Origin of the sequence: Photobacterium sp. CCB-ST2H9, assembly GCF_023151555.2 — a bacterium.
Classification (GTDB): Bacteria; Pseudomonadota; Gammaproteobacteria; order Enterobacterales; family Vibrionaceae; genus Photobacterium.
Map to the genome: position 1 here is coordinate 909927 of NZ_CP100425.1, position 25232 is coordinate 935158.

The 25232-nt window shown below is 53.2% G+C and carries 28 protein-coding genes; 26 read left to right on the forward strand and 2 right to left on the reverse strand.

Annotated elements, in window-relative coordinates; translation table 11 throughout:
• Positions 1-3: 3 nt before the first annotated feature.
• The 17 genes from fliO (at position 4) to L4174_RS04500 (ending at position 16791) form a co-directional block, all read left to right on the forward strand.
• Positions 4-393 carry a flagellar biosynthetic protein FliO gene (gene fliO, locus L4174_RS04420; RefSeq protein WP_248143622.1) on the forward strand — a complete coding sequence of 130 codons (390 nt, stop codon included), beginning with the start codon at positions 4-6 and terminating at the stop codon, positions 391-393.
• The gene (gene fliP, locus L4174_RS04425; protein WP_248143839.1) at positions 393-1244 is read left to right on the forward strand and encodes a flagellar type III secretion system pore protein FliP; all 852 of its coding nucleotides are present in this window, start codon (positions 393-395) and stop codon (positions 1242-1244) included. The genes fliO and fliP overlap by 1 nt, the downstream gene beginning before the upstream one ends.
• Positions 1245-1266: 22 nt before the next feature.
• Positions 1267-1536 (forward strand): flagellar biosynthesis protein FliQ, encoded by a 270-nt coding sequence (gene fliQ / locus L4174_RS04430; protein ID WP_248143624.1) that lies wholly within the window; start codon positions 1267-1269, stop codon positions 1534-1536.
• Positions 1537-1543: 7 nt separating this feature from the next.
• Positions 1544-2326, forward strand: coding sequence for a flagellar biosynthetic protein FliR (gene fliR / locus L4174_RS04435; protein ID WP_248143626.1), 783 nt, complete (start codon positions 1544-1546; stop codon positions 2324-2326).
• A gap of 20 nt (positions 2327-2346) precedes the next feature.
• Positions 2347-3477, forward strand: coding sequence for a flagellar biosynthesis protein FlhB (gene flhB / locus L4174_RS04440; protein ID WP_248143627.1), 1131 nt, complete (start codon positions 2347-2349; stop codon positions 3475-3477).
• Positions 3478-3608: 131 nt separating this feature from the next.
• The gene (gene flhA, locus L4174_RS04445) at positions 3609-5705 is read left to right on the forward strand and encodes a flagellar biosynthesis protein FlhA (protein WP_248143629.1); all 2097 of its coding nucleotides are present in this window, start codon (positions 3609-3611) and stop codon (positions 5703-5705) included.
• A gap of 66 nt (positions 5706-5771) precedes the next feature.
• Positions 5772-7349: a flagellar biosynthesis protein FlhF gene (gene flhF, locus L4174_RS04450; protein WP_248143631.1), complete on the forward strand. Its 1578-nt coding sequence runs from the start codon at positions 5772-5774 to the stop codon at positions 7347-7349.
• Positions 7342-8229 (forward strand): MinD/ParA family protein, encoded by an 888-nt coding sequence (locus L4174_RS04455; RefSeq protein ID WP_248143633.1) that lies wholly within the window; start codon positions 7342-7344, stop codon positions 8227-8229. The genes flhF and L4174_RS04455 overlap by 8 nt, the downstream gene beginning before the upstream one ends.
• Positions 8222-8947, forward strand: a complete 726-nt coding sequence (locus L4174_RS04460; protein ID WP_248143635.1) for an RNA polymerase sigma factor FliA — start codon at positions 8222-8224, stop codon at positions 8945-8947. The genes L4174_RS04455 and L4174_RS04460 overlap by 8 nt, the downstream gene beginning before the upstream one ends.
• Positions 8948-9004: 57 nt before the next feature.
• A complete protein-coding gene (cheY, locus tag L4174_RS04465) occupies positions 9005-9376 on the forward strand; it encodes a chemotaxis response regulator CheY (RefSeq protein WP_211649870.1) in 372 nt (123 codons plus the stop codon).
• Positions 9377-9411: 35 nt separating this feature from the next.
• On the forward strand, positions 9412-10134 hold the full coding sequence (locus L4174_RS04470; protein WP_248143637.1) for a protein phosphatase CheZ: 723 nt from the start codon (positions 9412-9414) through the stop codon (positions 10132-10134).
• A 9-nt stretch (positions 10135-10143) separates the two neighbouring features.
• Positions 10144-12300: a chemotaxis protein CheA gene (locus L4174_RS04475; RefSeq protein ID WP_248143639.1), complete on the forward strand. Its 2157-nt coding sequence runs from the start codon at positions 10144-10146 to the stop codon at positions 12298-12300.
• Positions 12301-12365: 65 nt separating this feature from the next.
• Positions 12366-13502, forward strand: a complete 1137-nt coding sequence (locus tag L4174_RS04480) for a chemotaxis response regulator protein-glutamate methylesterase (RefSeq protein ID WP_248143640.1) — start codon at positions 12366-12368, stop codon at positions 13500-13502.
• A gap of 9 nt (positions 13503-13511) precedes the next feature.
• A complete protein-coding gene (locus L4174_RS04485) occupies positions 13512-14291 on the forward strand; it encodes a ParA family protein (RefSeq protein WP_248143641.1) in 780 nt (259 codons plus the stop codon).
• Positions 14281-15843 carry a chemotaxis protein CheW gene (locus L4174_RS24100; RefSeq protein WP_371929373.1) on the forward strand — a complete coding sequence of 521 codons (1563 nt, stop codon included), beginning with the start codon at positions 14281-14283 and terminating at the stop codon, positions 15841-15843. Before L4174_RS04485 ends, L4174_RS24100 begins: the two co-directional genes overlap by 11 nt.
• Positions 15844-15865: 22 nt before the next feature.
• On the forward strand, positions 15866-16360 hold the full coding sequence (locus L4174_RS04495) for a chemotaxis protein CheW (RefSeq protein ID WP_248143642.1): 495 nt from the start codon (positions 15866-15868) through the stop codon (positions 16358-16360).
• The gene (locus L4174_RS04500; protein WP_248143643.1) at positions 16360-16791 is read left to right on the forward strand and encodes a DUF2802 domain-containing protein; all 432 of its coding nucleotides are present in this window, start codon (positions 16360-16362) and stop codon (positions 16789-16791) included. Before L4174_RS04495 ends, L4174_RS04500 begins: the two co-directional genes overlap by 1 nt.
• A gap of 33 nt (positions 16792-16824) precedes the next feature.
• Here L4174_RS04500 and L4174_RS04505 read toward each other — a convergent pair whose 3' ends face one another.
• Both L4174_RS04505 and L4174_RS04510 read right to left on the reverse strand, forming a co-directional pair.
• Positions 16825-17124, reverse strand: a complete 300-nt coding sequence (locus L4174_RS04505; RefSeq protein WP_248143644.1) for an EscU/YscU/HrcU family type III secretion system export apparatus switch protein — start codon at positions 17122-17124, stop codon at positions 16825-16827.
• The gene (locus L4174_RS04510) at positions 17121-17972 is read right to left on the reverse strand and encodes a hypothetical protein (protein ID WP_248143645.1); all 852 of its coding nucleotides are present in this window, start codon (positions 17970-17972) and stop codon (positions 17121-17123) included. Before L4174_RS04510 ends, L4174_RS04505 begins: the two co-directional genes overlap by 4 nt.
• A gap of 108 nt (positions 17973-18080) precedes the next feature.
• Here L4174_RS04510 and ccmA point away from each other — a divergent pair, with 108 nt between their 5' ends.
• Genes ccmA through ccmI form a run of 9 tightly spaced genes read left to right on the forward strand, consistent with a single transcriptional unit; the run spans position 18081 to position 25149 of the window.
• A complete protein-coding gene (gene ccmA, locus L4174_RS04515; RefSeq protein ID WP_248143646.1) occupies positions 18081-18737 on the forward strand; it encodes a cytochrome c biogenesis heme-transporting ATPase CcmA in 657 nt (218 codons plus the stop codon).
• Position 18738: 1 nt separating this feature from the next.
• Positions 18739-19407: a heme exporter protein CcmB gene (ccmB, locus tag L4174_RS04520; protein ID WP_248143647.1), complete on the forward strand. Its 669-nt coding sequence runs from the start codon at positions 18739-18741 to the stop codon at positions 19405-19407.
• A gap of 49 nt (positions 19408-19456) precedes the next feature.
• Complete coding sequence (locus L4174_RS04525) at positions 19457-20188, forward strand: heme ABC transporter permease (RefSeq protein ID WP_248143649.1); 732 nt, start codon at positions 19457-19459, stop codon at positions 20186-20188.
• A 7-nt stretch (positions 20189-20195) separates the two neighbouring features.
• Entirely contained in the window at positions 20196-20402 is a 207-nt protein-coding gene (ccmD, locus tag L4174_RS04530; protein ID WP_248143650.1) for a heme exporter protein CcmD, read from the forward strand.
• Entirely contained in the window at positions 20399-20884 is a 486-nt protein-coding gene (gene ccmE, locus L4174_RS04535) for a cytochrome c maturation protein CcmE (protein WP_248143651.1), read from the forward strand. Before ccmD ends, ccmE begins: the two co-directional genes overlap by 4 nt.
• The gene (locus tag L4174_RS04540) at positions 20881-22878 is read left to right on the forward strand and encodes a heme lyase CcmF/NrfE family subunit (protein WP_248143652.1); all 1998 of its coding nucleotides are present in this window, start codon (positions 20881-20883) and stop codon (positions 22876-22878) included. The genes ccmE and L4174_RS04540 overlap by 4 nt, the downstream gene beginning before the upstream one ends.
• Positions 22875-23429 carry a DsbE family thiol:disulfide interchange protein gene (locus L4174_RS04545; protein ID WP_248143653.1) on the forward strand — a complete coding sequence of 185 codons (555 nt, stop codon included), beginning with the start codon at positions 22875-22877 and terminating at the stop codon, positions 23427-23429. Before L4174_RS04540 ends, L4174_RS04545 begins: the two co-directional genes overlap by 4 nt.
• Positions 23426-23941 carry a cytochrome c-type biogenesis protein gene (locus L4174_RS04550; protein WP_248143654.1) on the forward strand — a complete coding sequence of 172 codons (516 nt, stop codon included), beginning with the start codon at positions 23426-23428 and terminating at the stop codon, positions 23939-23941. Before L4174_RS04545 ends, L4174_RS04550 begins: the two co-directional genes overlap by 4 nt.
• Positions 23938-25149 carry a c-type cytochrome biogenesis protein CcmI gene (gene ccmI / locus L4174_RS04555; RefSeq protein ID WP_248143656.1) on the forward strand — a complete coding sequence of 404 codons (1212 nt, stop codon included), beginning with the start codon at positions 23938-23940 and terminating at the stop codon, positions 25147-25149. Before L4174_RS04550 ends, ccmI begins: the two co-directional genes overlap by 4 nt.
• Positions 25150-25232 lie beyond the last annotated feature (83 nt).

The window sequence follows — 25232 nt, forward strand, 5'->3', positions numbered from 1 at the left end:
GGCATGACGGGAAAGAAAATCATGCTGGCCGCAGTGCTGGCTTTCTCCGGGCTGCCTGCTTTTGCCGCGGCACCAGAAATTGATATGGGCGCGACATTTGGGTCGCTGCTGCTGGTTCTGGTGCTGATTGTTTTTCTGGCCTGGCTGCTGCGCCGGATGAAACTGCCCGGGGTGACCGGGGGCGATAATGGCCTGCAGGTGATTCGTCAGGTGGTTGTCGGCCAGCGTGAGCGGATTGTGCTGGTTCAGGTCGGTGATGAACAACTATTGATTGGCGTCACGCCTCAGAACATTTCTATGCTGACCAAACTGGATCAGCCGCTGCCTGTCGAAACACGCACTGGCAACGGTGAGTTCGCTCAGCAACTCAGTAAGCTGTTGAAAAAACAATGATGCACCGACTGAAATTACTGCCATGGATCGCGGGACTGCTGTGTCTGCTGATGTCCGGGCTGGCCCTGGCACAAAGTGAAGAGAGCGGCCTCGGTAATGTCGCCGGCAACAGTGTGACTGTCAGTGAAATGAAAAGTGACAAAGGTGCCGCGACTCTGATGACCACCAAGGGTGGCGGCGGGATCCCGGCATTTTCTGTTTCGGTGAACCCCGACGGCACTGAAGACTACTCGGTGACGTTGCAGATTCTGGCGCTGATGACAGCGCTGGGTTTCCTGCCGGCCATTGTCATTCTGATGACCTCATTCACCCGGATTGTGGTGGTGATGTCGATTCTCCGTCAGGCGCTGGGCTTACAGCAGACGCCATCGAACCAGGTGATCATCGGGATTGCCCTGTTCATGACTTTCTTCGTGATGTCGCCGGTGCTGGATGAAATCAACACCAAGGCCGTTCAGCCCTATATCAATGAAGAAATGTCTGCCCGGGAGGCGCTGAACGTCGCACAGGTACCGCTGCGCCAGTTTATGCTCAAGCAAACGCGGGTGAAGGATCTGGAAACCTTCGTCAACATGTCTGGTTCGACGGCAACCGATCCGCAGGAAGTGCCGATGACCGTGCTGATCCCGGCTTTCATTACATCTGAGCTGAAAACCGCTTTCCAGATTGGTTTTATGCTCTTCCTGCCGTTTCTGATTATTGACCTGGTGGTGGCCTCAGTGCTGATGGCAATGGGGATGATGATGCTGTCGCCGATGATTGTCTCCCTGCCGTTTAAGCTTATGCTGTTTGTGCTGGTGGATGGCTGGAATCTGATCCTGTCGACGCTGGCCGGCAGTTTTGGCACCTGAAGACTGAAGCAGGAGACGCACAATGACGCCGGAATCCTTTGTTGAAATCTTTCAGGAAGCCCTCTATATGGTCTTGCTGATGGTTGCGCTGATCGTCGTACCTGGCTTGCTGATTGGTCTGATCGTTGCCATTTTTCAGGCGGCGACGTCGATTAACGAACAGACGCTGAGTTTCTTACCGCGTCTGGTCGTGACGCTGGTCGCGCTGATGCTCTTTGGTCATATGATGACCCGGATGCTGATGGATTATTTCTATCGCATCATTGAGCAGATCCCGCAGATTCTTTACTGAGCCGGCCATGCATTATCCTGCAGAGATTATTCTTGAATGGCTGGCCAACTACTTCTGGCCGCTGACCCGGATCGGCGCCATGATGATGAGCATGACGTTCTTCGGTGCCCGTTTTGTCTCGATGCGGATTCGGCTTTACCTGTCTCTGGCTGTCACCTTTGCGGTGATGCCTGTCCTGCCGGCTGTGCCGGATACCATTCCGTTACTGTCATTTCAGGGATTCCTGACCACGGCTCAACAGGTGGTGATTGGCGTGGCGATGGGGCTGGTGACTCAGTTTGTGACCCAGACTTTTGTGTTGCTGGGCCAGATACTGGGGATGCAGTCGAGTCTGGGTTTTGCCTCCATGGTGGACCCGGCAAACGGCCAAAATACGCCGGTGCTGGGCCAGTTTTATATGATGCTGGCCATCATGCTCTTTCTGGCAACAGATGGTCATCTGGCGATGCTGAATCTGGTGGTGCTCAGTTTTACCACGCTGCCGGTGGGAACCTCCATGCTGCAAGCGGTTGATTACCAGCTGCTGGCGGGCTGGTTTGGTCTGATGTTTAAAGCCGGACTGACCATGTCGCTGGCCGGGATTATTGCGCTGCTGACTGTCAATCTGTCATTCGGCGTCATGACCCGGGCCGCGCCGCAGCTGAACATTTTCTCGCTGGGATTCTCGTTCGCCCTGTTACTGGGCTTATTTATCAGCTGGTATCTGCTGGTCGGGATTCTGGCGCAGTATGAAGATCACTGGCAGCTGGGCACAGAGCAAATCTGCAGCCTGATCCGGCTGGATTGCTGAGATAAAAGGGAGAGGCACTGGTGGCTGATTCAGACGGTCAGGAACGTACAGAACAGGCAACCCCCCGAAGGTTGCAGCAGGCGCGGGAAAAGGGTCAGGTACCGCGCTCAAGAGAACTGGCGTCCGTCGCAGTCCTGGTTTCAGGCGCTGTGGGTCTGATGTGGTTTGGCGAAATGCTGGCGACTGCGATGAGCGAAGTCATGCGTAAGCTGTTTACCCTCAGTCGTGAAGAAGTGTTCGATTTCACCAAGCTGCTTTCGCTGACCGGAGATGTCATTCTGCACATGCTCTGGCCGTTGCTGCTGGTGCTGTTGTTTCTTTTTGTCGCAGCTCTGATTGGTGCTTCAGCCCTGGGCGGAATCACTTTTTCCGCTGAAGCCGCGCGCCCCAAGTTTTCCCGGATGAACCCGCTCAGCGGCTTGAAACGCATGATGGGCAAGCAAAGTGCGGTCGAACTGGTGAAGTCAATACTGAAGGTCAGCCTTGTCGCCGGTGTCGCTTACTTCCTGATGTACAGCAGCCTGGAAGGTTTCTTTCAGCTTAGTATCGAAACTTATCCGGGGAATATCTTCCACGCTCTGACGATTTTGCTGAGATTTGTCCTGCTGATCTGTTGTTCGCTGCTGGTGGTGGTGGCGATCGATGTACCGTTTCAGATCTGGCAGCATAACGAACAGCTGAAGATGACCAAGCAGGAAGTCAAAGACGAGTACAAAGATGTGGAAGGTAAGCCGGAAGTCAAAGGGCGCATCCGGATGCTGCAGCGCGAAATGGCACAGCGGCGGATGATGGCTGAAGTTCCGAAAGCGGATGTCGTGATTACCAACCCGGAACACTTTTCCGTGGCGTTACGCTACGATCCGAAGCTTGACCGGGCACCTGTGGTGGTTGCGAAGGGCACGGATCATATGGCAATGAAAATTCGTGAAATTGCCAACGAATACCAGATTGATATCGTGCCTGCGCCACCGCTGGCACGTTCGTTATATCACAGCACAGAGCTGGAGCAGCAAATCCCGGATGGGTTGTTTGCGGCCGTGGCGCAGGTGCTGGCTTATGTCTTCCAGCTGAAACAGTACCGTCGTGGTCATGGAAAGCGTCCGAAACTTTCCCCTGTGGCGATGGATATTCCGTCTGAGTTACGGCACTAAAAAGTTTTGGCTGCAGGTCAAAAAATTGACTTCCCGAAGCGGTATAAAATTTGCTTTATGCGAAGCTTAGCCTGTTCAGTTACACAAAGGTTGTAACTGGCAATTACTTGATTCCAACCCAGTAAGAATGCATGAAGCTGTCGATACCTTTTTCTGATAAATTGCCTTTACACCGATTGCAGTCGTTGCCTGCGATGGGTGCTCCAATCATGGTACTGGCGACGCTGGCAATGGTGGTATTGCCAATGCCGCCGCTGTTGCTGGATATGGCGTTCTCTTTCAATATCGCGCTGGCCCTGGTGGTGTTGCTGGTGACGGTGTACACCCGCCGCCCGCTCGACTTTGCTGCTTTCCCGACCGTCCTGCTGATTGCAACACTGTTGCGTCTGGCGCTGAATGTGGCGTCAACCCGGGTGGTGCTGCTCAATGGTCATGAAGGTTCAGACGCTGCAGGTCAGGTCATCGATGCTTTTGGTTCCGTGGTGATTGGCGGTAACTATGCGGTCGGTCTGGTGGTCTTCCTGATCCTGATGATCATCAACTTTATGGTCGTGACCAAAGGTGCCGGCCGGATTTCTGAAGTCAGTGCCCGATTTACCCTGGATGCATTGCCGGGTAAACAGATGGCGATTGACGCCGACCTCAATGCCGGGCTGATTGATCAGGAACAGGCCCGGACCCGTCGCAGTGAAGTTACCAAAGAGGCTGACTTTTATGGTTCGATGGACGGTGCCTCGAAATTTGTCAAAGGGGATGCCATTGCCGGTATCCTCATTCTGTTTATCAACATCATTGGGGGTCTGGTCATTGGGATGGGCCAGCACGGTCTGGCGTTCGCCGATGCCATTCAGATCTACAGCCTGCTGACCATTGGTGATGGTCTGGTGGCCCAGATCCCGTCACTGCTGCTGTCAATCGGCGCCGCCATGATGGTGACCCGTCAAAATACTGACGAAGATATGGGGCAGCAGATGCTGTTCCAGATGTTCAATAACCCGCAGGCACTGATTATCACGGGCGGCATTCTGTTCGTCATGGGGGTTGTCCCCGGCATGCCGCATATTCCGTTTCTGCTGCTGGCTCTGATTATCGGACTGATTGCATTCTGGCGGATCAAGAAAGAACAGCAGCAAAAAGCACTGGCTGAAGCCGAACCGCCTGCCGAGCTGGACAGCAAACCACCACAGAAAGAATTGTCATGGGATGATGTACAGCCCATGGATACCATCAGCCTGGAAGTGGGTTACCGTCTGATCCCGATGGTTGATAAAGAGCAGGGTGGTGAGTTGCTGGAGCGGGTGAAAGGGGTCCGGAAGAAGCTGTCGCAGGACTTTGGTTTCCTGATCCCGCCGGTTCATATCCGCGATAACCTGGAGCTGCCGCCCAATACTTACCGGATCAGCCTGATGGGCGTGAATAACGGTGAATCGAACATTCACCCGGATATGGAACTGGCAATTAACCCCGGTCAGGTTTTCGGCAGCCTGGAAGGGGAGCGCACTACAGACCCGGCATTTGGCCTGGAAGCGATCTGGATTCTGGAATCGCAGCGTGAGCATGCGCAGGCACTGGGTTATACCGTGGTGGATGCGGCCACTGTGCTGGCAACGCACCTGAGTCAGATCCTCGTCAATAATGCCTCGCAGCTGCTCGGACATGAAGAAGTGCAGAACCTGCTGGAAGTCCTGGGTCAGTCGACACCGAAGCTGGTGGATGGATTTGTACCGGATCAGCTGCCGCTGGGTGCGGTCGTGAAAGTCCTCCAGAACCTGCTGCATGAAGGGGTGCCGATTCGTGATATCCGCACGATTGTTCAAACCTTGTCCGAGTATTCCGGCAAGAGTCAAGATCCTGACATTCTGACCGCCGCGGCACGTATTGGCCTGAAACGTCTAATTGTTCAGGAAATCAATGGTATAGAGGTCGAGCTTCCTGTGATCACCTTGGTTCCAGAGTTGGAACAAATATTGCATAAGACTATGCAATCCAGCGGAGGAGAATCCTCCGGAATTGAGCCTGGTCTGGCTGAACGTCTGCAACGTTCTCTGACAGAAGCCACACACCAGCAGGAATTGAAAGGTGAGCCTGCAGTACTGCTGACCTCAGGGGTACTGCGAGGCACGCTGGCGAAATTTGTGAAAAACACCATCCCGACACTTCGGGTGCTCTCGTACCAGGAAATTCCGGATGAGAAGCAGATCCGAATTGTGAATGCTGTGGGTAATTAGGTGTCACTGGCTGACTGAGTCAGCTGCAACGCGCAGGGTAATCCGTCACCGGATGGGAAGACAAAATTGAAAATTAAACGATTTTTTGCCAAGGACATGCGAACTGCACTGAGCGAAGTGAAGGAACAGCTCGGGGCGAATGCAGTGATCATGTCAAATAAGAAAGTGACCGGTGGTGTGGAGATTGTCGCAGCCGTCGATAATGATACGGCGGAAGCGCCGGTACCATCACCGTCACAGCCTGCACGTGATGCACTGGCAGAGCGCTTTGGTGAGGCCAGACGTAAGCTCGCTGATGATAAAGTTCAGCTGCAGAATGCTGCTGGCGGCCGCTTTGCCAAGGTGCTGCAGAATTACTCTCAGGAACAGGATACGGAAGTCGACTCGCTGTCCGCGTTGTTGCAACGCCAGTCGAAACACCTGGCTCAGGCCGATGAACGTCAGGGATATGACTTTTCGAAACGTGCCAAGGCCGAGACGAACGGTTACGGAAGCGATCGTCGCAAGTCGCAGCATCCTTATGGTGCCGGGGGGCGTCAACCGCAGCGCAGTAACGGTTACGACAATTATCGTCAGAACAATGACGCTGAATCTGCCAGCCATGCGGGCGGACGATATGCGTCGCAGCCAGAGAGCACAGCCAACGGCTATGCCCAGAACCGTCTGGACCCAACCCGTTATGAAGCGCGCTCATCCCGCCGGGATGACGAGCTGGACGCGATGCGCTCAGAGATGGCTTCGATTCGCCGCCTGCTGGAGCACCAGCTGTCCGGTCTGATGTGGCAGGAAGTTGAGCGCCGTGAGCCGATGCGGGCGATGATGATTAAGCGCCTGGAAAAAATGGGGCTGTCTGCAGAACTTGCGGATCAGCTGGCCTGCTATATCCCTGAGGATGTGGCGCCGCATAAGGCATGGAGCTCCCTGCTTCAATTATTGTCCGATCAAATTATTACGACAGATGACTGCATCCTCGAAACCGGTGGTGTGGTCGCTCTGCTGGGTCCGACCGGGGTGGGGAAAACCACCACCATCGCGAAACTGGCCGCCCGGGCTGCCATGGACTTCGGACCGGATGAAATCGCCCTGGTTACAACGGATACTTACCGGATTGGTGCCCATGAGCAACTGGCCACTTACGGACGAATTCTCGGCTGTCCGGTAAGAGTTGCTAAAGATGCCGAGGAACTGGCCGATATACTTCACCAGTTACGGCATCGCCGTCTTGTCCTGCTGGATACAGCCGGGATGGGACAAAGGGATCTGCGCCTGCAGGAGCAGCTGGATACCCTGATGCACAATAGTGGCTCTCATATCCGTAGTTTTCTGGTATTGCCGGCGACCTCCCAGCGCCGCGTATTGCACGAAACCATTGAGCACTTCCGTCGTATCCCGTTATCGGGCTGCGTGCTGACCAAACTGGATGAAACACTCAGTTTGGGAGAAGTGATCAGCGTAACACTGGACAGTGCTTTGCCAATTGCTTATCTGGCTGACGGACAGCGTGTACCTGAGGACATTAAAGTCGCGACAGGCCGCTTCCTGGTGAACCGTGCCAATGAATTGCTGGAAAACGATATGGGCCAGCAACCCCACTTCTGGAACAGCGATAGTGCAGAGAGCCAGGGGGCGGACATTTATGATTGAGAAAATGATGCACGATCAAGCAAGCGGTTTGCGCCGTATGACAAAATTGGCCACAACCAAAGTGATCACCGTCAGCGGTGGTAAGGGCGGGGTCGGCAAAACGAACATCACGCTGAATATGGCGCTCGCAATGGGCCGTCAGGGGAAGCGGGTGATGGTTCTGGATGCCGATCTCGGGCTGGCCAATGTGGATGTGATGCTGGGTCTGCGTGCGGGTCGAAACCTGTCTCACGTGCTGTCCGGTGTATGCGATTTACAGGACATCATCATTGAAGGCCCGTACGGCGTCAAAATCGTACCGGCCTCTTCCGGAACGCAGAATATGGCGGAACTGACCAGTGCGCAGCATATCGGGCTGATCCGTGCGTTTGCGACACTGGAAGATGAAATTGACGTTCTGCTGGTGGATACTGCTGCCGGGATCTCAGATATGGTACTGAGTTTTGCTGGCGCAGCGCAGGATGTACTAGTTGTAGTCTGTGATGAACCGACTTCCATTACAGATGCTTATGCGCTGATTAAAATTCTGAACCGTGAATATCATGTCCAGCGGTTCAAAATTGTCGCCAACATGGTGCGCAGTTATCGCGAAGGTCGTGAGCTGTTTGCCAAGCTGACCCGGGTGACGGAACGTTTCCTTCAGGCAAACCTGGAGCTGGTTGCCTGCATTCCGCTCGACGACCGGGTTCGTCAGTCTATCAAGCGTCAAAAAGTTGTCGTGGAAGCCTTTCCGCGCAGTCCGGCTGCTCTGGCACTGACCACGCTTGCCAATAAAGCGCTGACCTGGCCTGTGCCAAACAATCCGGGCGGACATCTGGAATTTTTTGTCGAAAAGTTATTAGTTAAACCAACACCTGAAGAGGTACCTCTGGGTGAGTAAAGCACTGACATACGGCCGATATCAGGAAACACCCCATGCATTTGTTGAGCGGTATTCGTCACTGGTGAAGCGTATCGCGCATCACCTGATGGCAAGATTACCGCCCAACGTGCAGCTGGAAGACCTGATCCAGGCTGGCATGATTGGTTTGCTGGAAGCACAACAGAATTATGACCCCAGCAAAGGGGCCAGTTTTGAAACCTTTGCCGGTATACGCATTCGAGGAGCCATGCTGGATGATATCCGGCGTGGTGACTGGGTTCCCCGTTCGGTCTACAAGAACAGCCGACGGATATCAGAAGCCATTGCACAGTTAGAGCACAGCTTCGGCCGTGACCCTAATGATCAGGAAATTGCTGAATATCTCGAAATGACACTGGAACAGTACCATCAGGCATTAAATGATGTTAATTGTGGTCGCCTAGTGGGTATGGACGACCTCGGTGTCTCTGAAGATACGGTAGCAACCGAAGATTCAATGGCAGAAAACCTGCCTTTTCAGGATGTCGCGGATGGCAGTTTTCGCCAGGCACTTGCCGGCGCTATCCGGACATTACCTGAAAGGGAAGCACTGGTGTTGTCGTTGTATTACGACGAGGAACTTAACCTCAAAGAAATTGGTGCCGTTTTAGGTGTCAGTGAATCCCGTATTTGCCAGATTCACAGTCAGGCAATGCAACGTTTGCGGGCCAAGCTCTCCGCTTGGACTGCTTCATAAACACACGATTTAGAAGAAAACACTGTGACCTCAGTGGAGGCAACTTTGAACAAAAATATGAAAATCCTCATTGTTGACGACTTTTCAACAATGCGCCGTATTGTCAAAAACCTGCTGCGTGATCTGGGCTTTAACAACACCCAGGAAGCGGATGACGGATTGACAGCGTTACCAATGTTGAAGAAGGGCGACTTCGATTTCGTGGTCACCGACTGGAACATGCCAGGAATGCAGGGCATTGATCTTCTCAAGCAAATTCGTGCGGATGCAAACCTGAAACACTTACCAGTGCTGATGATTACTGCAGAAGCAAAGCGTGAGCAGATCATCGAAGCGGCACAGGCCGGTGTGAATGGCTACATCGTGAAGCCGTTTACCGCTGCCACGTTGAAAGAAAAACTGGATAAGATTTTCGAACGTATGCAGTGATGCCGTCAGTCTGACGCGAACAAGGGTAGACACATATGATTTCACTTGAACAGGCGAGAGAGCTGGTAAACCTGCTGGAGACGAACCAGCGGGCGGAAGCCAATGAGCTGTTCCGGAGCATGGTGACGGATTGCAGAGATCCCATGTATATGGAAGTGGGTAAGCTGACCCGTCAATTACATGATTCACTGCGAAACTTTCGCCTGGACCCCCGGATTGCCGATTTGGCAACCACGGACATTCCTGATGCACGTGGTCGTCTGACTTATGTGATCGATAAAACAGAAGAAGCTGCTAACAAAACAATGGATGCAGTTGAAGGCACTCTGCCAATTGCTGATTTATTGCAGGAGCGCCTGTTGCAAGTGAAACCCCAATGGCAGCGATTAATGCAGGGCGACATCACGCTGAGTGAATTTAAATCGCTTTGTCATGCAATTGATGCGCTTCTGATTCAGGTGGAAGGGGACAGCCAGCAGCTGCACCAGCACCTGACTGAGATTTTGATGGCGCAGGACTTCCAGGATTTGACTGGCCAGGTGATACGCCGGGTTATTGAACTTGTTCATGAAGTGGAGCATCAACTGGTCGAAATTCTGAGAGCAGCCGGGATTGACCAAAATGAAGGCATCGCTGACACCAATCAAAAACAACAGCCACTCTCTCCGGAAGGGCCGATTATCAACACTGCCGGACGTACCGACGTGATGTCTACTCAAGATGATGTTGATGATCTGCTATCAAGCCTTGGATTTTAGGGGAAGCTTATGAGCTTTGATTTAGATGAAGATATCCTGCAGGACTTTTTAATCGAAGCAGGGGAAATTCTGGAGTTACTTTCTGAGCAGCTGGTTGACCTGGAACGTCGTCCGGAAGATTCCGACCTGCTGAACGCGATTTTTCGCGGTTTCCACACGGTAAAAGGTGGTGCCGGATTTTTGGCGGTGACACCTTTGGTTGATGCCTGTCACGGCGCCGAGAATATTTTTGACCTGTTGCGTACGGGTAAGCGAACGGTCACGTCTGAGCTGATGGATGTCATCCTTCAGGCGTTAGATACCATTAATGTGATGTTTTCTCAGCTGCAGGATCGTGAACCGATCGATTCTGCAGAGCAAAGCCTGCTGGATGCGCTGCATTACTACAGTCAGCCACCAGGCCCGGAAGAACTGGCAGCTGAGACGGTTTCAGAGCCTGTTGCCGCCGCAGCCCCAGTCCAGGAAGTAGCACCGAAGGCCGATCCGAATCAATCTGCGATTGCCGGAAATTCTGTCGACGAAATTACCCAGGACGAGTTTGAACGTTTACTGGATGAGCTGCATGGCTCCGGGGCTGGCCCGAGCGCGGCAGCGACAGAAGTGAAAGCACCGACACAACCGGTGTCGACGGATATCGACAACGGTGATATTACAGACGACGAGTTCGAGCGTTTGTTAGACGAGCTCCACGGTGTCGGAAAAGGGCCGGGCGACGAAGTCGCCGCCGCAGCGCCGCAGGCGGTTGTGCCTGAAACGAAAGTCAGTGCGTCAGGCGACAGCGATCTGATGACGGACGATGAATTTGAACGTTTACTGGATGAACTGCATGGCTCCGGTAAAGGGCCTTCTGACGAAGAGCTGGCCATTGCGACCAAACCTGCATCTGCTCTGGCCCCGAAAGCAGAGCCGAAGCCGGTTACACCTCCAGTGGCAGAAAAACCGCAGCCTTTGGCTGAGCGGAAAACTACTGCGCTGAAAGAAAAAAGCAAACCACAGGCTGAGGCAACGGTTCGCGTCGATACGTCGACTCTGGATACCATCATGAATATGGTGGGTGAACTGGTGCTGGTCCGTAACCGTCTCATCAGTCTGGGGCAGAACAGCAACGACGAAGAAATGTCGAAAGCGGTTGCCAATCTGGATGTGGTGACGGCTGATCTGCAGGGTGCGGTGATGAAAACCCGCATGCAGCCAATTAAGAAAGTGTTCGGTCGCTTTCCGCGCGTGGTTCGCGATCTGGCCCGCAGCCTGAAAAAAGAAATCGTGCTTGAAATGCGCGGTGAAGAAACAGATTTGGATAAAAACCTGGTGGAAGCACTGGCAGATCCGCTGATTCACCTGGTGCGTAACTCAGTTGACCACGGGATTGAAATGCCCGATGTCCGCGAGAAAGCCGGTAAGTCACGAATCGGTACTGTCCTGCTGTCGGCAGCACAGGAAGGGGATCATATTCTGCTGACCATCGAAGATGATGGTGGCGGTATGGACCCGGATCGTCTGCGTCAGATCGCTGTTGAACGCGGTGTGATGGACGTTGATGCGGCAGCCCGGTTGTCTGACAGCGAATGTTACAACCTGATCTTTGCGCCAGGGTTCTCGACCAAGAAAGAGATTTCAGATATCTCCGGCCGGGGCGTGGGTATGGACGTAGTGAAAACTGGTATCAGCCAGTTGAATGGCTCCATCCATATTGATTCGAACCTGGGTAAAGGCACGCGCATTGATATTAAAGTGCCGTTGACGCTGGCGATTTTGCCAACCCTGATGGTCGGTGTTGCTGACCAGCCGTTTGCGCTGCCGCTGGCAAGTGTGAATGAAATTTTCCATCTGGATCTCGGCAAGACCAACGTGGTGGACGGGCAATTGACCATTATCGTACGCGATAAGGCCATTCCGCTCTTCTATCTGCAGGACTGGCTGATTGGCCATCGTGTAGAGAAGCGCGACCGTCAGCTGGGTCATGTGGTGATTGTACAGATTGGTCATCAGCGCATGGGCTTCGTGGTCGATACTCTGATTGGTCAGGAAGAGGTGGTGATCAAGCCGCTGGATGAGCTATTGCAAGGTACGCCGGGTATGGCAGGCGCAACCATCACCAGTGATGGTCATATTGCCCTGATTCTTGATGTGCCAAACCTTCTGAAACATTACGCAGGCCGCAGATAATAACAATCAACAGGGGCGCACAGCCCCTGATCATTCGTGCCTGATTGCATACGGAATGAAATAAAATGGCTGTAAAAGTTTTGGTGGTGGACGACTCCAGTTTTTTCCGCCGCCGGGTGAGTGAAATTATCAATGCGGATCCGCGTCTGGAAGTGATTGGCGATGCTGTCAACGGTAAGGAAGCCGTTGAAAAAGCGCGGACTTTAAAGCCGGATGTCATCACGATGGATATCGAAATGCCTGTGATGGACGGTATCACCGCAGTGCGCGAAATCATGAAAACCAACCCGACGCCGATTTTGATGTTCTCTTCTCTGACTCACGAAGGGGCAAAGGCGACACTGGATGCGCTGGATGCCGGGGCACTGGATTTTCTGCCGAAAAAATTTGAAGACATTGCCCGTAATAAAGATGAGGCGGTGTCACTGCTGCAAAAGCGTGTGGGTGAACTGGCCCGTAAGCGTTTGTTCATGAGAGTACCGGCTCGTCCGGCAGTCAGTACGGCCACAGCGGCGACAAGTCGTCCGCTGACCACCGCGCGTACGACGCTCAGTACTGCGTCTGCGACAACGCAGACCCGTTCAGCACCAGCTCGTCCTGCCGCTCGTTTCAAGGCGACAGGCAAGTCTTATCAGCTGATGGCTATCGGAACATCAACGGGTGGTCCGGTTGCGCTGCAAAAAATTCTGACTCAGTTACCAGCTAATTTTCCTTACCCGATTGTACTGGTCCAGCACATGCCAGCGACCTTTACCGCGGCCTTTGCTGCCCGCTTGAACAATTTGTGTAAGATCAGCGTGAAAGAAGCTGAAGATGGTGATGTGCTGCGTGCAGGAACTGCATATCTGGCTCCCGGCGGGAAGCAGATGATGCTGGAAGGCCGTCCGGGCAATGGCCGCCTGCGAATTATTGATGGCGGCGATCGCATGAACTACAAGCCATGTGTGGATGTGACTTTTGGTTCAGCAGCCAAGGTTTATCACGACAAAGTACTGTCGATGATCCTGACCGGGATGGGTGCAGATGGCCGGGACGGCTCTCGCATGCTGAAATCTGCGGGTGCAACGGTATGGGCGCAGGATGAAGAAAGCTGCGTGGTATACGGGATGCCGCAGGCAGTGGCGAAAGCAGGAATCTCTTCCGAGGATTTACCGTTAGATCGAATTGCTGAGCGTATTCTGATTGAGGTCGGCTTAGCTTAAGGAGCGGGTGTGGTAGTCTGGAGTATTGCCAATCAGAAAGGCGGTGTGGGTAAAACCACGACAACTGTCAGTCTGGCGGGCTTGTTAAGTGAGCGGAACAAACGGGTGCTACTGGTGGATACCGATCCGCACTCGTCTCTGACCACTTACTTTAATTTTGATGCTGATCGTCTTGATGCCAGCCTGTTTGACCTATTCCAGCTGTCGACCATCAACCGTGATACAGTCAAACCTATGGTACTGGAGACCCGGTATAAGCACATTCATCTGCTGCCGGCCCATATGTCACTGGCAACACTGGATCGGGTGATGGGGACCCGAAGCGGGATGGGACTGATCCTGAAAAAGGCGCTGCAATGCCTGAATGAAGAGTATGACTATGTGCTGATTGACTGTCCGCCCATTCTTGGGGTGATGATGGTCAATGCGCTGGCGGCCAGCGATCGCATCCTTATCCCGGTACAAACGGAGTTCCTGGCCATGAAAGGTCTGGAACGTATGATGCGAACACTGCAGATCATGCAAAAGTCCCGTCCGAGTGATTTCAAAGTCACCATTGTGCCGACCATGTATGACAAGCGGACCCGGGCGTCGCTTGAGACCCTGCAGGAACTGAAAGTGCGCTACGCCAATCAGGTCTGGGCCTCGGCGGTGCCGATTGATACCAAGTTCCGTGATGCCAGTATCAAGCACATGCCACCGTCTTTGTATGCACGCGGTTCACGTGGCGTCTATGCCTATAAAACACTTTTGAATTACCTGGAGCGGCTTCGTCAAGATGAACGATAACTTCAAGCTGTCCAGTGAACAGGCACTCGATGATTATTTTTTCGGGCTGCTGGATGATTCCCAGCAGCCTGATGACGTATTGACAGACCCGGATTCTGCGGAGCTGGCAGCCCCGGCGCATCAGGAGAGTGAAGATGCCACGCCTGATGATGCACCTCAAATGGTTTCTGAGCTGGCAACAGAGCCGGTTCACGAAGAGCCGCAGGAAGAGCTTCAAGCAGAGCTTCAGGAAGAGGAGCCGGTTGAAGTACTGGCGGATATGGCTGCACAAACCGCAGTTCATCAGCCCTTTGATTTCAACTTGCTGGATGAATCTGCCGATTCAGAGGGTTCGCTGACCGCTGTCGGGGCTGAACCGCCGTCTTTGCGGGCGATGGCGACACCTATTCCATCACCCGTACCGGCGTCATCTCTATCCGGTATTGCGGATGAGGAACCGGAGCTCCGTGTTCCTGAGGTCAGGTTCACACCGCCTCGCAGTAAGGCTGACTTAGACCAGTTACAGCGTTTGCTGGATCAGATGTCAGCCATGCAGGCACAGGTGATCTCCGAGAGTGAAGCCTGGGTGGCAGATCAGCATCAGCTGGCGGCACTGGAACTGCAGGACGATGCAGAGCCGGTTGAAACCGGACTGAATGCACCCGGTTGGTTTGAAGACAGTGAAATGCTGCAGGAATCGGCTCAGGAAGCGTTCCAAACGTCAATTACGGAAACGGTTGAAGATATTTTTCCGGAGCCCTTACCGGAACCAGCTTCGCTCATATTTCAGGAGCCGGAGCCTGCGATTGCGCCTTATGCAGAGCCGGAAGATGATTTTTGGCTGATGCAGACCCTGCCGAAAGTGGCAGAGGCCCCATCCGTGACCGAACCGGAAGTTTCGCGCCCGGTTATGGAAACCAGCTCTCAGCCTGAAGAGGAAATAGTTGTCACTTCTGCTGAGACGGACATCCTTAATGATGTGGCCGTCGAAGAACTATCTGTTCCGGAAGAAACTCAGGTGACTGCGCCGGATTTTGAGCCGGTCCCGGAAACGACGGCAGAGCCTGAACCTGAATTGACCTCAGAACCACCGCCGCCGTCCTGGGAATTGCCGGCATCCAGTGGTCAGTCTGAGTTTCAGGCATTGTTTTTCTCCGTGAATGGCGTGACGTTCGCGGTGTCACTGACAGAACTGGGCGGAATTCATCAATTAGGTGAATTGAGTCACCTGATTGGTCGCCCGAGCTGGTATATGGGGTTGCAGTCTGAGCAGCACCGTAAGTTGGATGTGGTCGACACAGCACGCTGGGTCATGCCTGAATCCATACACAACGATGACCACCGGGAAAACTACCGGTATGTGGTGATGTTGGGTGAAAGTAAATGGGGGCTGGCCTGTGATCAACTTCACGGAACAGAAACCCTGACAAAACATAGTGTTCGCTGGCGTGAAAAGGCAGGCAAACGGCCCTGGCTGGCGGGTATGGTGAAAGAGAAAATGTGTGCTTTAATTCATGTCAACGAACTCATTTCTATGCTGAAAGCGGGTTTAGACGTGAACAGTATTGTGTGACAAAGGCCGGAGAGGAAACAGCATGTCGCAGGTAAATGTTGCCGAAATTCAAAAAGAAGACAGTCACGACCAGGTATTACAGTGGGTCACTTTCCAGCTGGAAGAAGAAACCTACGGTATTAATGTAATGCAGGTCCGTGAAGTTCTGCGTTACACCGAAATTGCACCAGTTCCGGGCGCTCCGGATTATGTGCTGGGTATTATCAACCTGCGCGGCAATGTCGTGACAGTAATTGATACCCGTGCCCGTTTCGGCCTGACACCAGGAGATATTTCGGATAATACCCGGATCGTGATCATTGAAGCTGAAAAACAGGTCATTGGTATTCTGGTCGACAGTGTTGCGGAAGTGGTTTACCTGCGCAGCTCTGAAATTGACAGCACACCAAGCGTGGGAACTGATGAAAGCGCCAAGTTTATTCAGGGCGTCAGCAACCGAGATGACCAATTACTGATTCTGGTTGATTTGAATAAGCTCCTGTCTGATGAAGAATGGGATGAGATGGCGTACCTGTGATGCCAGAACTGTTGCTTAAATGGCTGCCGCTGGCTGTTTCTTTGCTGGCGGTTGTAATTGCTGTTGTGCTGGTCAAGCGTGAACGAAAAGCACGTCAGGAACTTGAATCAAAGTTTTCTGCGGCTGAATTGTTACTGAAAACAGCCAGACAGCAGCAAGAAAGCTTAACCAAACAGTTCCATGAACTGCGTGCCGGCGCAATCGCCATGAGCAATAAAATGGCTGATCTGGCACGTCAGCAGGATGAATTGTCTGAACGTCAGGGAGAAATGGCCATGCAGGATCCTGAGGGCCGTTTGTACAGTCGCGCCAGTAAAATGGTTGAGCTGGGGGCTGACGTGAATGAGCTCATGGAAGAATGTGATCTGCCAAAGGCTGAAGCTGAGTTGTTACTTCGCTTACAGCAACGCATGAGTAAGCGCCGTCGTTAAACAGGCATCCCGGATGCCTGTCACTTCCGAGCTTCATGCTGTTTCATTCACAGGTTGATACCCTTCCCATCCGGGAGGGGTTTTTCCGTTCAGGACCCAGGAAAACGCAATCAGTTCTGCAATTACCACAAAGAGGGCCGGTGGAATATCATCGCCCACCTCCAGTCGGTTCAGATACTCGGCCAGTACCGGATCCTGATGAATTAAGCCGCCTTGAGCTTTCACCTGCTCAATAATTTCTTTTGCCCAGTCATCATAGCCTTTGGCAGCAACGTAAGGCGTTTCATAGCCGTCGTAACTTAACGCGATGGCGCTGTTTTGTTTTTTATTCATACGCTTATCCTGATGCCGCATTGCGGGGCCATGATCGGGTCGTTGTCCTCAGCAACCGGAGTGAGTCGGAAAGAGACCGCTTCGCATTTGATTTCCAGAGCTTTGAGGCGACGGGTCAGCTGAGGTGATAAAGATTCCGCGTGTTGCAAAACTGCAGGTTGGGCACTGTCAAAGCTCAGGCTGAGTTTCTCATCCTGCCAGATAGCCGTTGCCTGCAGGCTGTCCTGTTCGCCAACGGGCAAGCCCAGCGTGACGACCCAACTGCGGCCCGGGCGCTTTTTGGTAGTTTTTGACTGCGTGTCTCTGGATTGCACACTGAGCCGGATCTCACGCCCGTTTGCCTGAGGCAGATGGAGAATAAAGGGGGTGTTTTCATCGCGTCCGACCGGATTACCGGCAATTCTCTGCTCGGCAGCCAGGCGGATCAGTGCTTTGAGCTCACTCTGGACGTTGTCCGGCAAGCTGGCCAGCAGTTTCGCCAGCGGGCTGTCCGGCTGAGATAACTGGGTCACCAGCGCCTTCAGGCTGTCTTTGCCGGCTCCCTGCTGCAGCCACCGGACAATCTCTGCCGGAGACTGAGGCAGCACTAACTGCGTCAGCCATTGTGCAACCGGGGACCCCTGTGTGCTGAGGTTCGGGGGGAGATGGCCGAATAATCGTTGCAACACTTGAAGTTGTGTTAACAAGTGTGAAAGTTGGCTGATCTGATTCCCGGATTGGAATAAAGTCGCACCGGTCTGCTGGGGCGAGGCCGTCTGGGTTACGGTCCCGGTTGCCTGAGATTCTGCTGCCCGCGACGTATTGTTGATGGCTGTCTGATAAGCCGAAGTTTGAGATATAGAGGTCACATTTACTTACCTTGCTACCGGATTGATAACAGCCTGAAACTAACAAAGATATTCGTCGCTGTGATATTATCCGGGGATGATTTAACACACTCAGGATGACGCATCACTATGTTGTCAGTGAACGGATTGAGCTGTACCCGCGATGAACGTGTGCTGTTCGATGATCTTCATTTTTCTGTCACTCCCGGCGAACTGGTTCAGATTGAAGGTCGCAACGGTGCAGGGAAAACCACGTTGTTACGCATTATCGCCGGACTGGGACAGCCGGATGCCGGTGACGTTTACTGGCACGATAACAAGATAGTCCATGTCCGTGAAGAGTATCATAGCCAGATGTTGTTTTTGGGACATCAAACTGGGGTGAAGCGCGAATTAACGGCTTACGAAAACCTGGCTTTTTTCCAGGCAATGCATGAGCTCCGTCACAACGAGGCACTGACGGGGCAGGCTAAAGTGCAGGGTGAGGATGCGATCTGGCAAGCGCTGGCGCATGTCGGTCTGGCGGGCCGTGAAGATGTGCCTGCGGGTCAGCTGTCTGCAGGTCAGCAACGACGAGTGGCGCTGGCAAGGCTCTGGCTGAGTAATCATCCATTGTGGATTCTGGATGAGCCCCTGACCGCGATTGATAAACATGGAGTAAAAGTGCTGGAACAGCTGTTTGTGTCCCATACTGAACGTGGGGGTACTGTACTGCTGACCACGCATCAGGATATGTTTTCCTCGCAGGATCGTCTGCGCAAAATTACCTTGGGGCAGGCGCTGTAGAATGTTGTCTTCGATGTATCAGGTCATCCGGCGAGAATTGCTGATCGCTTTTCGTCGTCAGGCAGATGTGTTTAACCCGCTGTGGTTTTTTATTATTGTCATCACGCTGTTTCCGCTGGGGATCGGGCCTGAGCCGAACCTGTTAGCACGAATTGCGCCCGGCATTATTTGGGTGGCTGCTTTGCTGGCTGCACTGCTGTCGCTGGAGCGCTTATTCCGTGATGATTTTGTTGATGGATCCCTGGAGCAAATGATGCTCATGCCAACGCCTTTACCTGTCCTGGCGCTGGCAAAAGTGATTGCTCACTGGGTGCTGACCGGCTTGCCATTGTTATTAATCAGTCCCTTGTTGGCAATTTTATTGTCGCTGGACTGGTCTACTTGGCTGGCTGTGGTCCTGACGCTGCTGATCGGCACGCCGACCCTGAGTTTTCTGGGGGCGATAGGGGTTGCACTCACGGTTGGATTACGCAAAGGTGGGGTATTATTGAGCTTGCTCATCCTGCCGTTATTCATTCCCGTGCTAATCTTTGCGACCTCAGCAATAGAAGCCGCGTCTTTGGGAATGGGCTATCAGGGGCAGCTGGCCCTGATGGGCGCGATGCTGGCAGGTGCGGCGACACTGGCGCCATTTGCCATCGCAGCTTCGCTGCGGGTTAGTGTGAACTGACCAGAAAAGCTTGGAAGCAATAATTATTATCATCATAGAGTATTGAAAGATGTGGAAGTGGTTACATCCCTACGCTAAAGCTGAAAAATGCTACCAACTGTGCGGCACTCTGCTGCCCTGGTTTGCAGTCTTGTCTTTACTCAGCCTGACGATCGGTTCGATCTGGGGGCTGGCTTTTGCACCTGCTGATTACCAGCAGGGCGACAGTTTCCGGATTATTTACCTGCACGTCCCGGCAGCTATCTGGTCGATGGGCGCTTATCTCTGGATGGCTGTTGCTGCCTTTATCGGGCTGGTCTGGCAGGTTCGTCTGTCTGATATGGCTGCTGCAGCGATGGCACCGATTGGCGCTGTTTTCACATTTATTGCACTGGTGACCGGCGCCATCTGGGGTAAACCGATGTGGGGCGCCTGGTGGGTCTGGGATGCCAGGCTGACCTCTGAACTGATTCTGCTGTTTTTGTTCCTGGGCGTCATTGCGCTTTATAACGCCTTTGATGATCAGAAAACGGCGGCGAAAGCGGCGGGGATTCTGGCCATCGTCGGGGTGATTAATCTGCCGATTATTCATTTCTCAGTGGAGTGGTGGAATACCCTGCATCAGGGCGCGACCATTACAAAGTTTGCCAAGCCCTCCATTGACAGTCGTATGCTATGGCCTCTGCTGCTGAATATTGTCGGTTTTGCCTGTTTCTTTGGCGCAGTGACACTGATTCGCCTGCGAAATGAAATTTTGCTCAGGGAAAGCCACCGTCCCTGGGTACGCCAGTTGATGCAGTGAGGTGAGTATGCATTTTGAATCCATCCGTGAATTTTTTGCTATGGGCGGGTATGCCGGATATGTCTGGACAGCTTATGGTATTTCTGCTTTATCTCTGCTGATTCTGCTCTGGCGCAGTGTCAGCCAAAGTCGTCATCTGGCAGCTGAAATCAAAAATAAAATAGCCCGTGAGCACCGCATTAAAGCTGCTGAGAAGCTGGAGAATACGCTATGAACCCAAGACGTAAAAAACGCCTGACTGTTGTCATTGCCCTGCTCGCTGGACTGGGTGTGACGGTTGGCCTGGTTCTGTATGCCATGAACCAGAATATGGATTTGTTTTACACGCCAACTGAACTGGTGCAGGGTAAGTCGGATGGGACAAAGCCTGAAGTGGGTCAGCGTCTGCGCATTGGTGGCATGGTGGTCAAAGGTTCGGTTTCGCGTGACCCGAGCTCACTGCAGGTCAGCTTTCGGGTAGCTGATGTCGGTCCTGAAGTGACTGTCCGTTATGACGGTATTCTGCCTGATCTGTTCCGTGAAGGGCAGGGCATTGTTGCTCAGGGTGTTCTGGTGGATGCAACGACGGTAGAGGCCCATGAAGTGCTGGCGAAGCATGATGAGGAATACATGCCGCCGGAAGTTGCGGAAGCCATGCAGAAAAACCACAAGCCGCTGGAATACACCGACCAACAAAAACAAGGTAGTGTGCAATGATTGCAGAGTTAGGGCAGTTCAGCCTGATCCTGGCGCTGGGGTTATCGCTCCTGGTCAGCTTTTATCCTTTATACGGTGCTCATCAGGGAAATCCGGTACTGATGCGTCTGGCAAGGCCTCTGACTTACGGCGTCTTTGTGATGTTGCTGTTGTCATTTGTTTTACTGGCCTGGGCCTTTTACAGCAACGACTTTACGCTGACATATGTGGCCAGCAACTCCAACAGTAATCTGCCCTGGTACTATCGGATTACGGCAGTATGGGGAGCGCATGAAGGCTCTCTTCTGCTGTGGGTGCTGATTCAGGCGACCTGGGCGGCCGCAGTTGCAACATTCAGCCGCGGGATGCCGCAGGAATCTGTGGCCCGGGTGCTTGCCGTCATGGGGATGATTTCCGTCGGTTTCCTGCTGTTTATTATTCTGACCTCCAATCCTTTCCTCCGTACCCTGCCTTATTTCCCGGTAGATGGCCGTGATCTGAACCCGCTGCTTCAGGACCCGGGGCTGATTATTCACCCGCCGATGCTGTATATGGGTTACGTGGGTTTCTCGGTCGCTTTTGCATTTGCAATTGCTTCACTGATGACCGGACGACTGGATACGGCCTGGGCTCGCTGGTCGCGTCCCTGGACAATTGCCGCCTGGTCGTTTCTGACTTTGGGAATCGCGCTGGGTTCCTGGTGGGCTTATTATGAGCTCGGCTGGGGCGGCTGGTGGTTCTGGGATCCGGTTGAAAACGCATCTTTCATGCCATGGCTGGCCGGGACAGCGTTGATGCACTCACTGGCAGTCACGGAGAAACGGGGAACCTTTAAAGCCTGGACGGTCCTGCTGGCGATTTCGGCTTTTTCACTGAGTCTGCTCGGTACTTTTCTGGTTCGCTCCGGTGTTCTGGTTTCCGTACATGCGTTTGCTTCTGACCCGGCACGCGGGATGTTTATTCTGGGCTTCCTGGTTGTCGTGATTGGCGGATCCCTGTTGCTGTACGCGTTGCGTGGTGCGAAGATCCGTTCCCACGGCAGCTTCAGCTTGTTCTCACGCGAGAATTTCCTGCTGGCAAACAACCTGTTGCTGGTCACGGGGTTACTGGTGGTCCTGATTGGGACATTGCTGCCGTTGGTGCACAAGCAAATCGGGTTGGGTTCTGTCTCGATTGGTGTACCGTTCTTCAACACACTGTTTACCTGGCTGATGATTCCTTTTGCGTTTTTCCTCGGAATCGGGCCGCTGGTCCGCTGGAAGCGAGAGAATTTTGCCAATATCCGTCGTCCGCTGATCATTTCTGCGCTGATCACACTGCCGTTGTCCCTGCTGGTGCTCTGGCTGCGTCCGGACCCGATCCAGCCGCTCGCTGTTCTGGGGCTGGTGATGGCATTCTGGATCATCATTTTGCAGGGCTATGAGTTGTATGAGCGCGCCACACACCGGCATCCACTGATGGTCGGTCTGGGTAAGCTGGGCCGCAGTCACTGGGCGATGGTGCTGGGTCATATCGGACTGGCGATCACCCTGATCGGGATTACACTGGTGTCGAATTATGATCTGGAGCGTGATGTGCGCCTGTCGCCGGGTCAGTCTGTGAATGTGGAAGGGTTTGATTTCCGTCTGGCCGGTCTGCGCAATGTGGAAGGGCCGAACTACGATGGTTTCATCGGCGACTTTGTGGTGACAGCCAACGGTAAATTTATCACTGAACTGCATGCCGAGAAGCGATTCTACTCAGTGGCGGGCTCAATGATGACGGAGGCTGCAATCGACAGTGGTGTGACCCGCGATCTTTATGTGGCATTGGGCGAGGAGCTGAATGATGGCGCCTGGGCGGTCCGGATATATTACAAGCCATTTGTGAACTGGTTGTGGGCCGGTGCCATTTTGATGGCGCTGGGTGGCGCAATGGCAATCAGCGATAAGCGCTACCGATTCCGTCAGCGTTTCAAAAAAACAGAGCAAGCTGAGGAACATGTTGCTGTATCTCAGGCGGAGGTGAATGGATGAACAAGAAACTGCTCTTTATCCCGTTTGTGATTTTTATCGCGCTGGTGGCTGTGTTTATGGAGCAGCTGACCCGCAATGCGGACGGCGATGATCCGACCCGCCTGGAATCCGTCCTGGTCGGGAAGCCTGTTCCGGCTTTTCGTCTGGAAGATTTAGCGAACGCAGACACGTTGTACCAGCAGGACATTTTCCATGGGGAGCCGCTGCTGCTGAATGTGTGGGCAACCTGGTGTCCGACCTGCTATGCAGAGCATCAGTATCTCAATCAGCTGGCCAGTCAGGGCGTTAAAATTATTGGCCTGAATTATAAGGATGAGCGACAAAAAGCCATCCGCTGGCTGGATGACTTGGGCAATCCTTATATGCACAGCCTGTTCGACGGCAATGGGATGCTGGGAATGGACCTGGGGGTTTACGGCGCCCCGGAGACATTCCTGATTGATGCCAAAGGGATCATCCGCTATCGCCATGTGGGGGATGTGAATCCGCAAAACTGGGAAAGTACTCTGAAGCCTATCTACGAGCGACTGCAGGAGGAAGCGAAAGGATGAAACACTGGATTGCAGCGGTTGTACTGAGCATTGCTGGCTGGCTTTCAGTCTGCCTGCCTGCACAGGCCGCTATTGATGTGTATGAGTTCAAGTCGCATGAGCAGGAAGTGGCCTTTCAGGATCTGACAGCAACGCTTCGTTGTCCGAAGTGTCAGAACAACAATATTGCAGATTCGAACGCCGAGCTGGCGAAAGATATGCGTCAGAAAGTGTTCGAATTGCTGGAACAGGGGAAATCAAAGCAGGAAATCATTGATTATATGATTGCACGCTACGGTAACTTCGTGACTTATAACCCACCTGTCATGCCTTCCACGTTGATTCTCTGGCTGGGACCGCTGTGTTTTCTGCTGATCGGGGCCAGTGTGCTGGTCTACCGTTCCCGACGCGGCGTCGCAGGTACGAAAACCATGGATGCAGCAGAGTCGGCACGTCTGAATGCACTGCTTGAGGAAATGGAGCAACAGGCAGACAACAGCAGTCAGGCTGGTGATAACAAGGTGAAAAAATGACGTTATTTTGGATTTCCACCCTGATTCTGGTGCTGATTGCACTGGCGTTTTTGATTGTGCCTGCTTTCGTTGGCAGCAACCAGGATCAGGTCGCCAGCCGGGATGAGCTGAACAAAGCCTTCTTTCGTGACCGGTTGGGTGAGCTCAAAGAAGAGAGCAGCGAAGGCTTGATTGCCAATCCGGATGAAATGGAAGTTGAGCTGCAGCAGTCCCTGCTGGATGATGTGCCGGCAGGGCAGGTTCAGCAGTATTCATTGTTTAAGCCCTGGTTATTGTTGCCGGGTGTCCTGGTCATTATTGGTGTGTCTTACGGCTTGTACCATATTGTAGGTAATCAGCAGAAAGTTGCAGTCTGGCAGGAAACGGTTTCCAGACTGCCTCAATTGACTCAAAAGCTGATGGTTCAGAATGCTGAGCCGCTGACGGATGAGGAAATGAATGATCTGACGCTTGGTCTGCGGACCCGCTTACATGAGCGCCCGAATGATGCGACCGGCTGGCTGCTGCTTGGCCGGATCGGTATTGCGAACCGGGATATTGAAACGGCACAGGGCGCGATGAAACGTGCCTTGGATCTTGAACCCAGTGATCCAACGCTACAGCTTGAATATGCCCGGACGCTGATGATGGGGGGCGAACCGGGCCAGCTTCAGTTTGCGCGGACGATGCTGAAACATCTGCTGGAACGACATCCGGGAAATTTTGAAGCAATGGCGTTACTGGCATTTGATGCGTTCAGTCAGGGCAATTACCCGGTAGCAATCCAGTTCTGGGAGCAGATGAAAAGCTTGCCGGGGATTGGCGAAGATCGCCTCAGAATGATTGATGGCGGGATTGCTCAGGCCAAAAAAGAAATCGAGCGTGCTGCAAACCCGAGTCCTGGGGTAACCGTGACGGTGAATCTGGCCCCCTCCGTTACCCTGCCGGCGCAAGGAATGGTGATTGTGTCTGTTCACACTGCAGACGGTGCACCGATGCCGTTGGCGGCAAGACGGTTGCCGTTGTCCCGCTTCCCGTTAACGCTGACACTGACAGACAGCGACAGCATGGTGCCTGACCGGTTGATGTCCAAGCAGTCGAACCTCATCGTGCGGGCGCGAATTGACCATGATGGGAACGTCGCGACGAAAGACGGTGACTGGTTTGGTGAAAGTGGTGTTGTCCCGCTGGGAGGGGAAACAACCATTACAATTGATACACAGTTTTAGCAATATCCTGAAACATACTGGCAGTTCTAAAACAGACTGGATATCATTATCCAGTCTGTTTTCGTTGAAATAAGTGGTTAACA

Excerpts from the sequence above, each read along its gene's own strand:
- fliQ (WP_248143624.1), top strand. The coding sequence starts at position 1,267 with ATGACGCCGGAATCCTTTGTTGAAATCTTTCAGGAAGCCCTCTATATG.
- L4174_RS04475 (WP_248143639.1), top strand. The coding sequence starts at position 10,144 with ATGAGCTTTGATTTAGATGAAGATATCCTGCAGGACTTTTTAATCGAA.
- L4174_RS04495 (WP_248143642.1), top strand. The coding sequence starts at position 15,866 with ATGTCGCAGGTAAATGTTGCCGAAATTCAAAAAGAAGACAGTCACGAC.
- ccmA (WP_248143646.1), top strand. The coding sequence starts at position 18,081 with ATGTTGTCAGTGAACGGATTGAGCTGTACCCGCGATGAACGTGTGCTG.
- L4174_RS04525 (WP_248143649.1), top strand. The coding sequence starts at position 19,457 with ATGTGGAAGTGGTTACATCCCTACGCTAAAGCTGAAAAATGCTACCAA.
- fliR (WP_248143626.1), top strand. The coding sequence starts at position 1,544 with ATGCATTATCCTGCAGAGATTATTCTTGAATGGCTGGCCAACTACTTC.
- ccmD (WP_248143650.1), top strand. The coding sequence starts at position 20,196 with ATGCATTTTGAATCCATCCGTGAATTTTTTGCTATGGGCGGGTATGCC.
- flhA (WP_248143629.1), top strand. The coding sequence starts at position 3,609 with ATGAAGCTGTCGATACCTTTTTCTGATAAATTGCCTTTACACCGATTG.
- L4174_RS04545 (WP_248143653.1), top strand. The coding sequence starts at position 22,875 with ATGAACAAGAAACTGCTCTTTATCCCGTTTGTGATTTTTATCGCGCTG.
- fliO (WP_248143622.1), top strand. The coding sequence starts at position 4 with ATGACGGGAAAGAAAATCATGCTGGCCGCAGTGCTGGCTTTCTCCGGG.
- L4174_RS04500 (WP_248143643.1), top strand. The coding sequence starts at position 16,360 with ATGCCAGAACTGTTGCTTAAATGGCTGCCGCTGGCTGTTTCTTTGCTG.
- ccmI (WP_248143656.1), top strand. The coding sequence starts at position 23,938 with ATGACGTTATTTTGGATTTCCACCCTGATTCTGGTGCTGATTGCACTG.
- L4174_RS04505 (WP_248143644.1), bottom strand. The coding sequence starts at position 17,124 with ATGAATAAAAAACAAAACAGCGCCATCGCGTTAAGTTACGACGGCTAT.
- L4174_RS04470 (WP_248143637.1), top strand. The coding sequence starts at position 9,412 with ATGATTTCACTTGAACAGGCGAGAGAGCTGGTAAACCTGCTGGAGACG.
- L4174_RS04550 (WP_248143654.1), top strand. The coding sequence starts at position 23,426 with ATGAAACACTGGATTGCAGCGGTTGTACTGAGCATTGCTGGCTGGCTT.
- ccmE (WP_248143651.1), top strand. The coding sequence starts at position 20,399 with ATGAACCCAAGACGTAAAAAACGCCTGACTGTTGTCATTGCCCTGCTC.
- L4174_RS04540 (WP_248143652.1), top strand. The coding sequence starts at position 20,881 with ATGATTGCAGAGTTAGGGCAGTTCAGCCTGATCCTGGCGCTGGGGTTA.
- L4174_RS04480 (WP_248143640.1), top strand. The coding sequence starts at position 12,366 with ATGGCTGTAAAAGTTTTGGTGGTGGACGACTCCAGTTTTTTCCGCCGC.
- L4174_RS24100 (WP_371929373.1), top strand. The coding sequence starts at position 14,281 with ATGAACGATAACTTCAAGCTGTCCAGTGAACAGGCACTCGATGATTAT.
- L4174_RS04455 (WP_248143633.1), top strand. The coding sequence starts at position 7,342 with ATGATTGAGAAAATGATGCACGATCAAGCAAGCGGTTTGCGCCGTATG.
- fliP (WP_248143839.1), top strand. The coding sequence starts at position 393 with ATGCACCGACTGAAATTACTGCCATGGATCGCGGGACTGCTGTGTCTG.
- cheY (WP_211649870.1), top strand. The coding sequence starts at position 9,005 with ATGAAAATCCTCATTGTTGACGACTTTTCAACAATGCGCCGTATTGTC.
- ccmB (WP_248143647.1), top strand. The coding sequence starts at position 18,739 with ATGTTGTCTTCGATGTATCAGGTCATCCGGCGAGAATTGCTGATCGCT.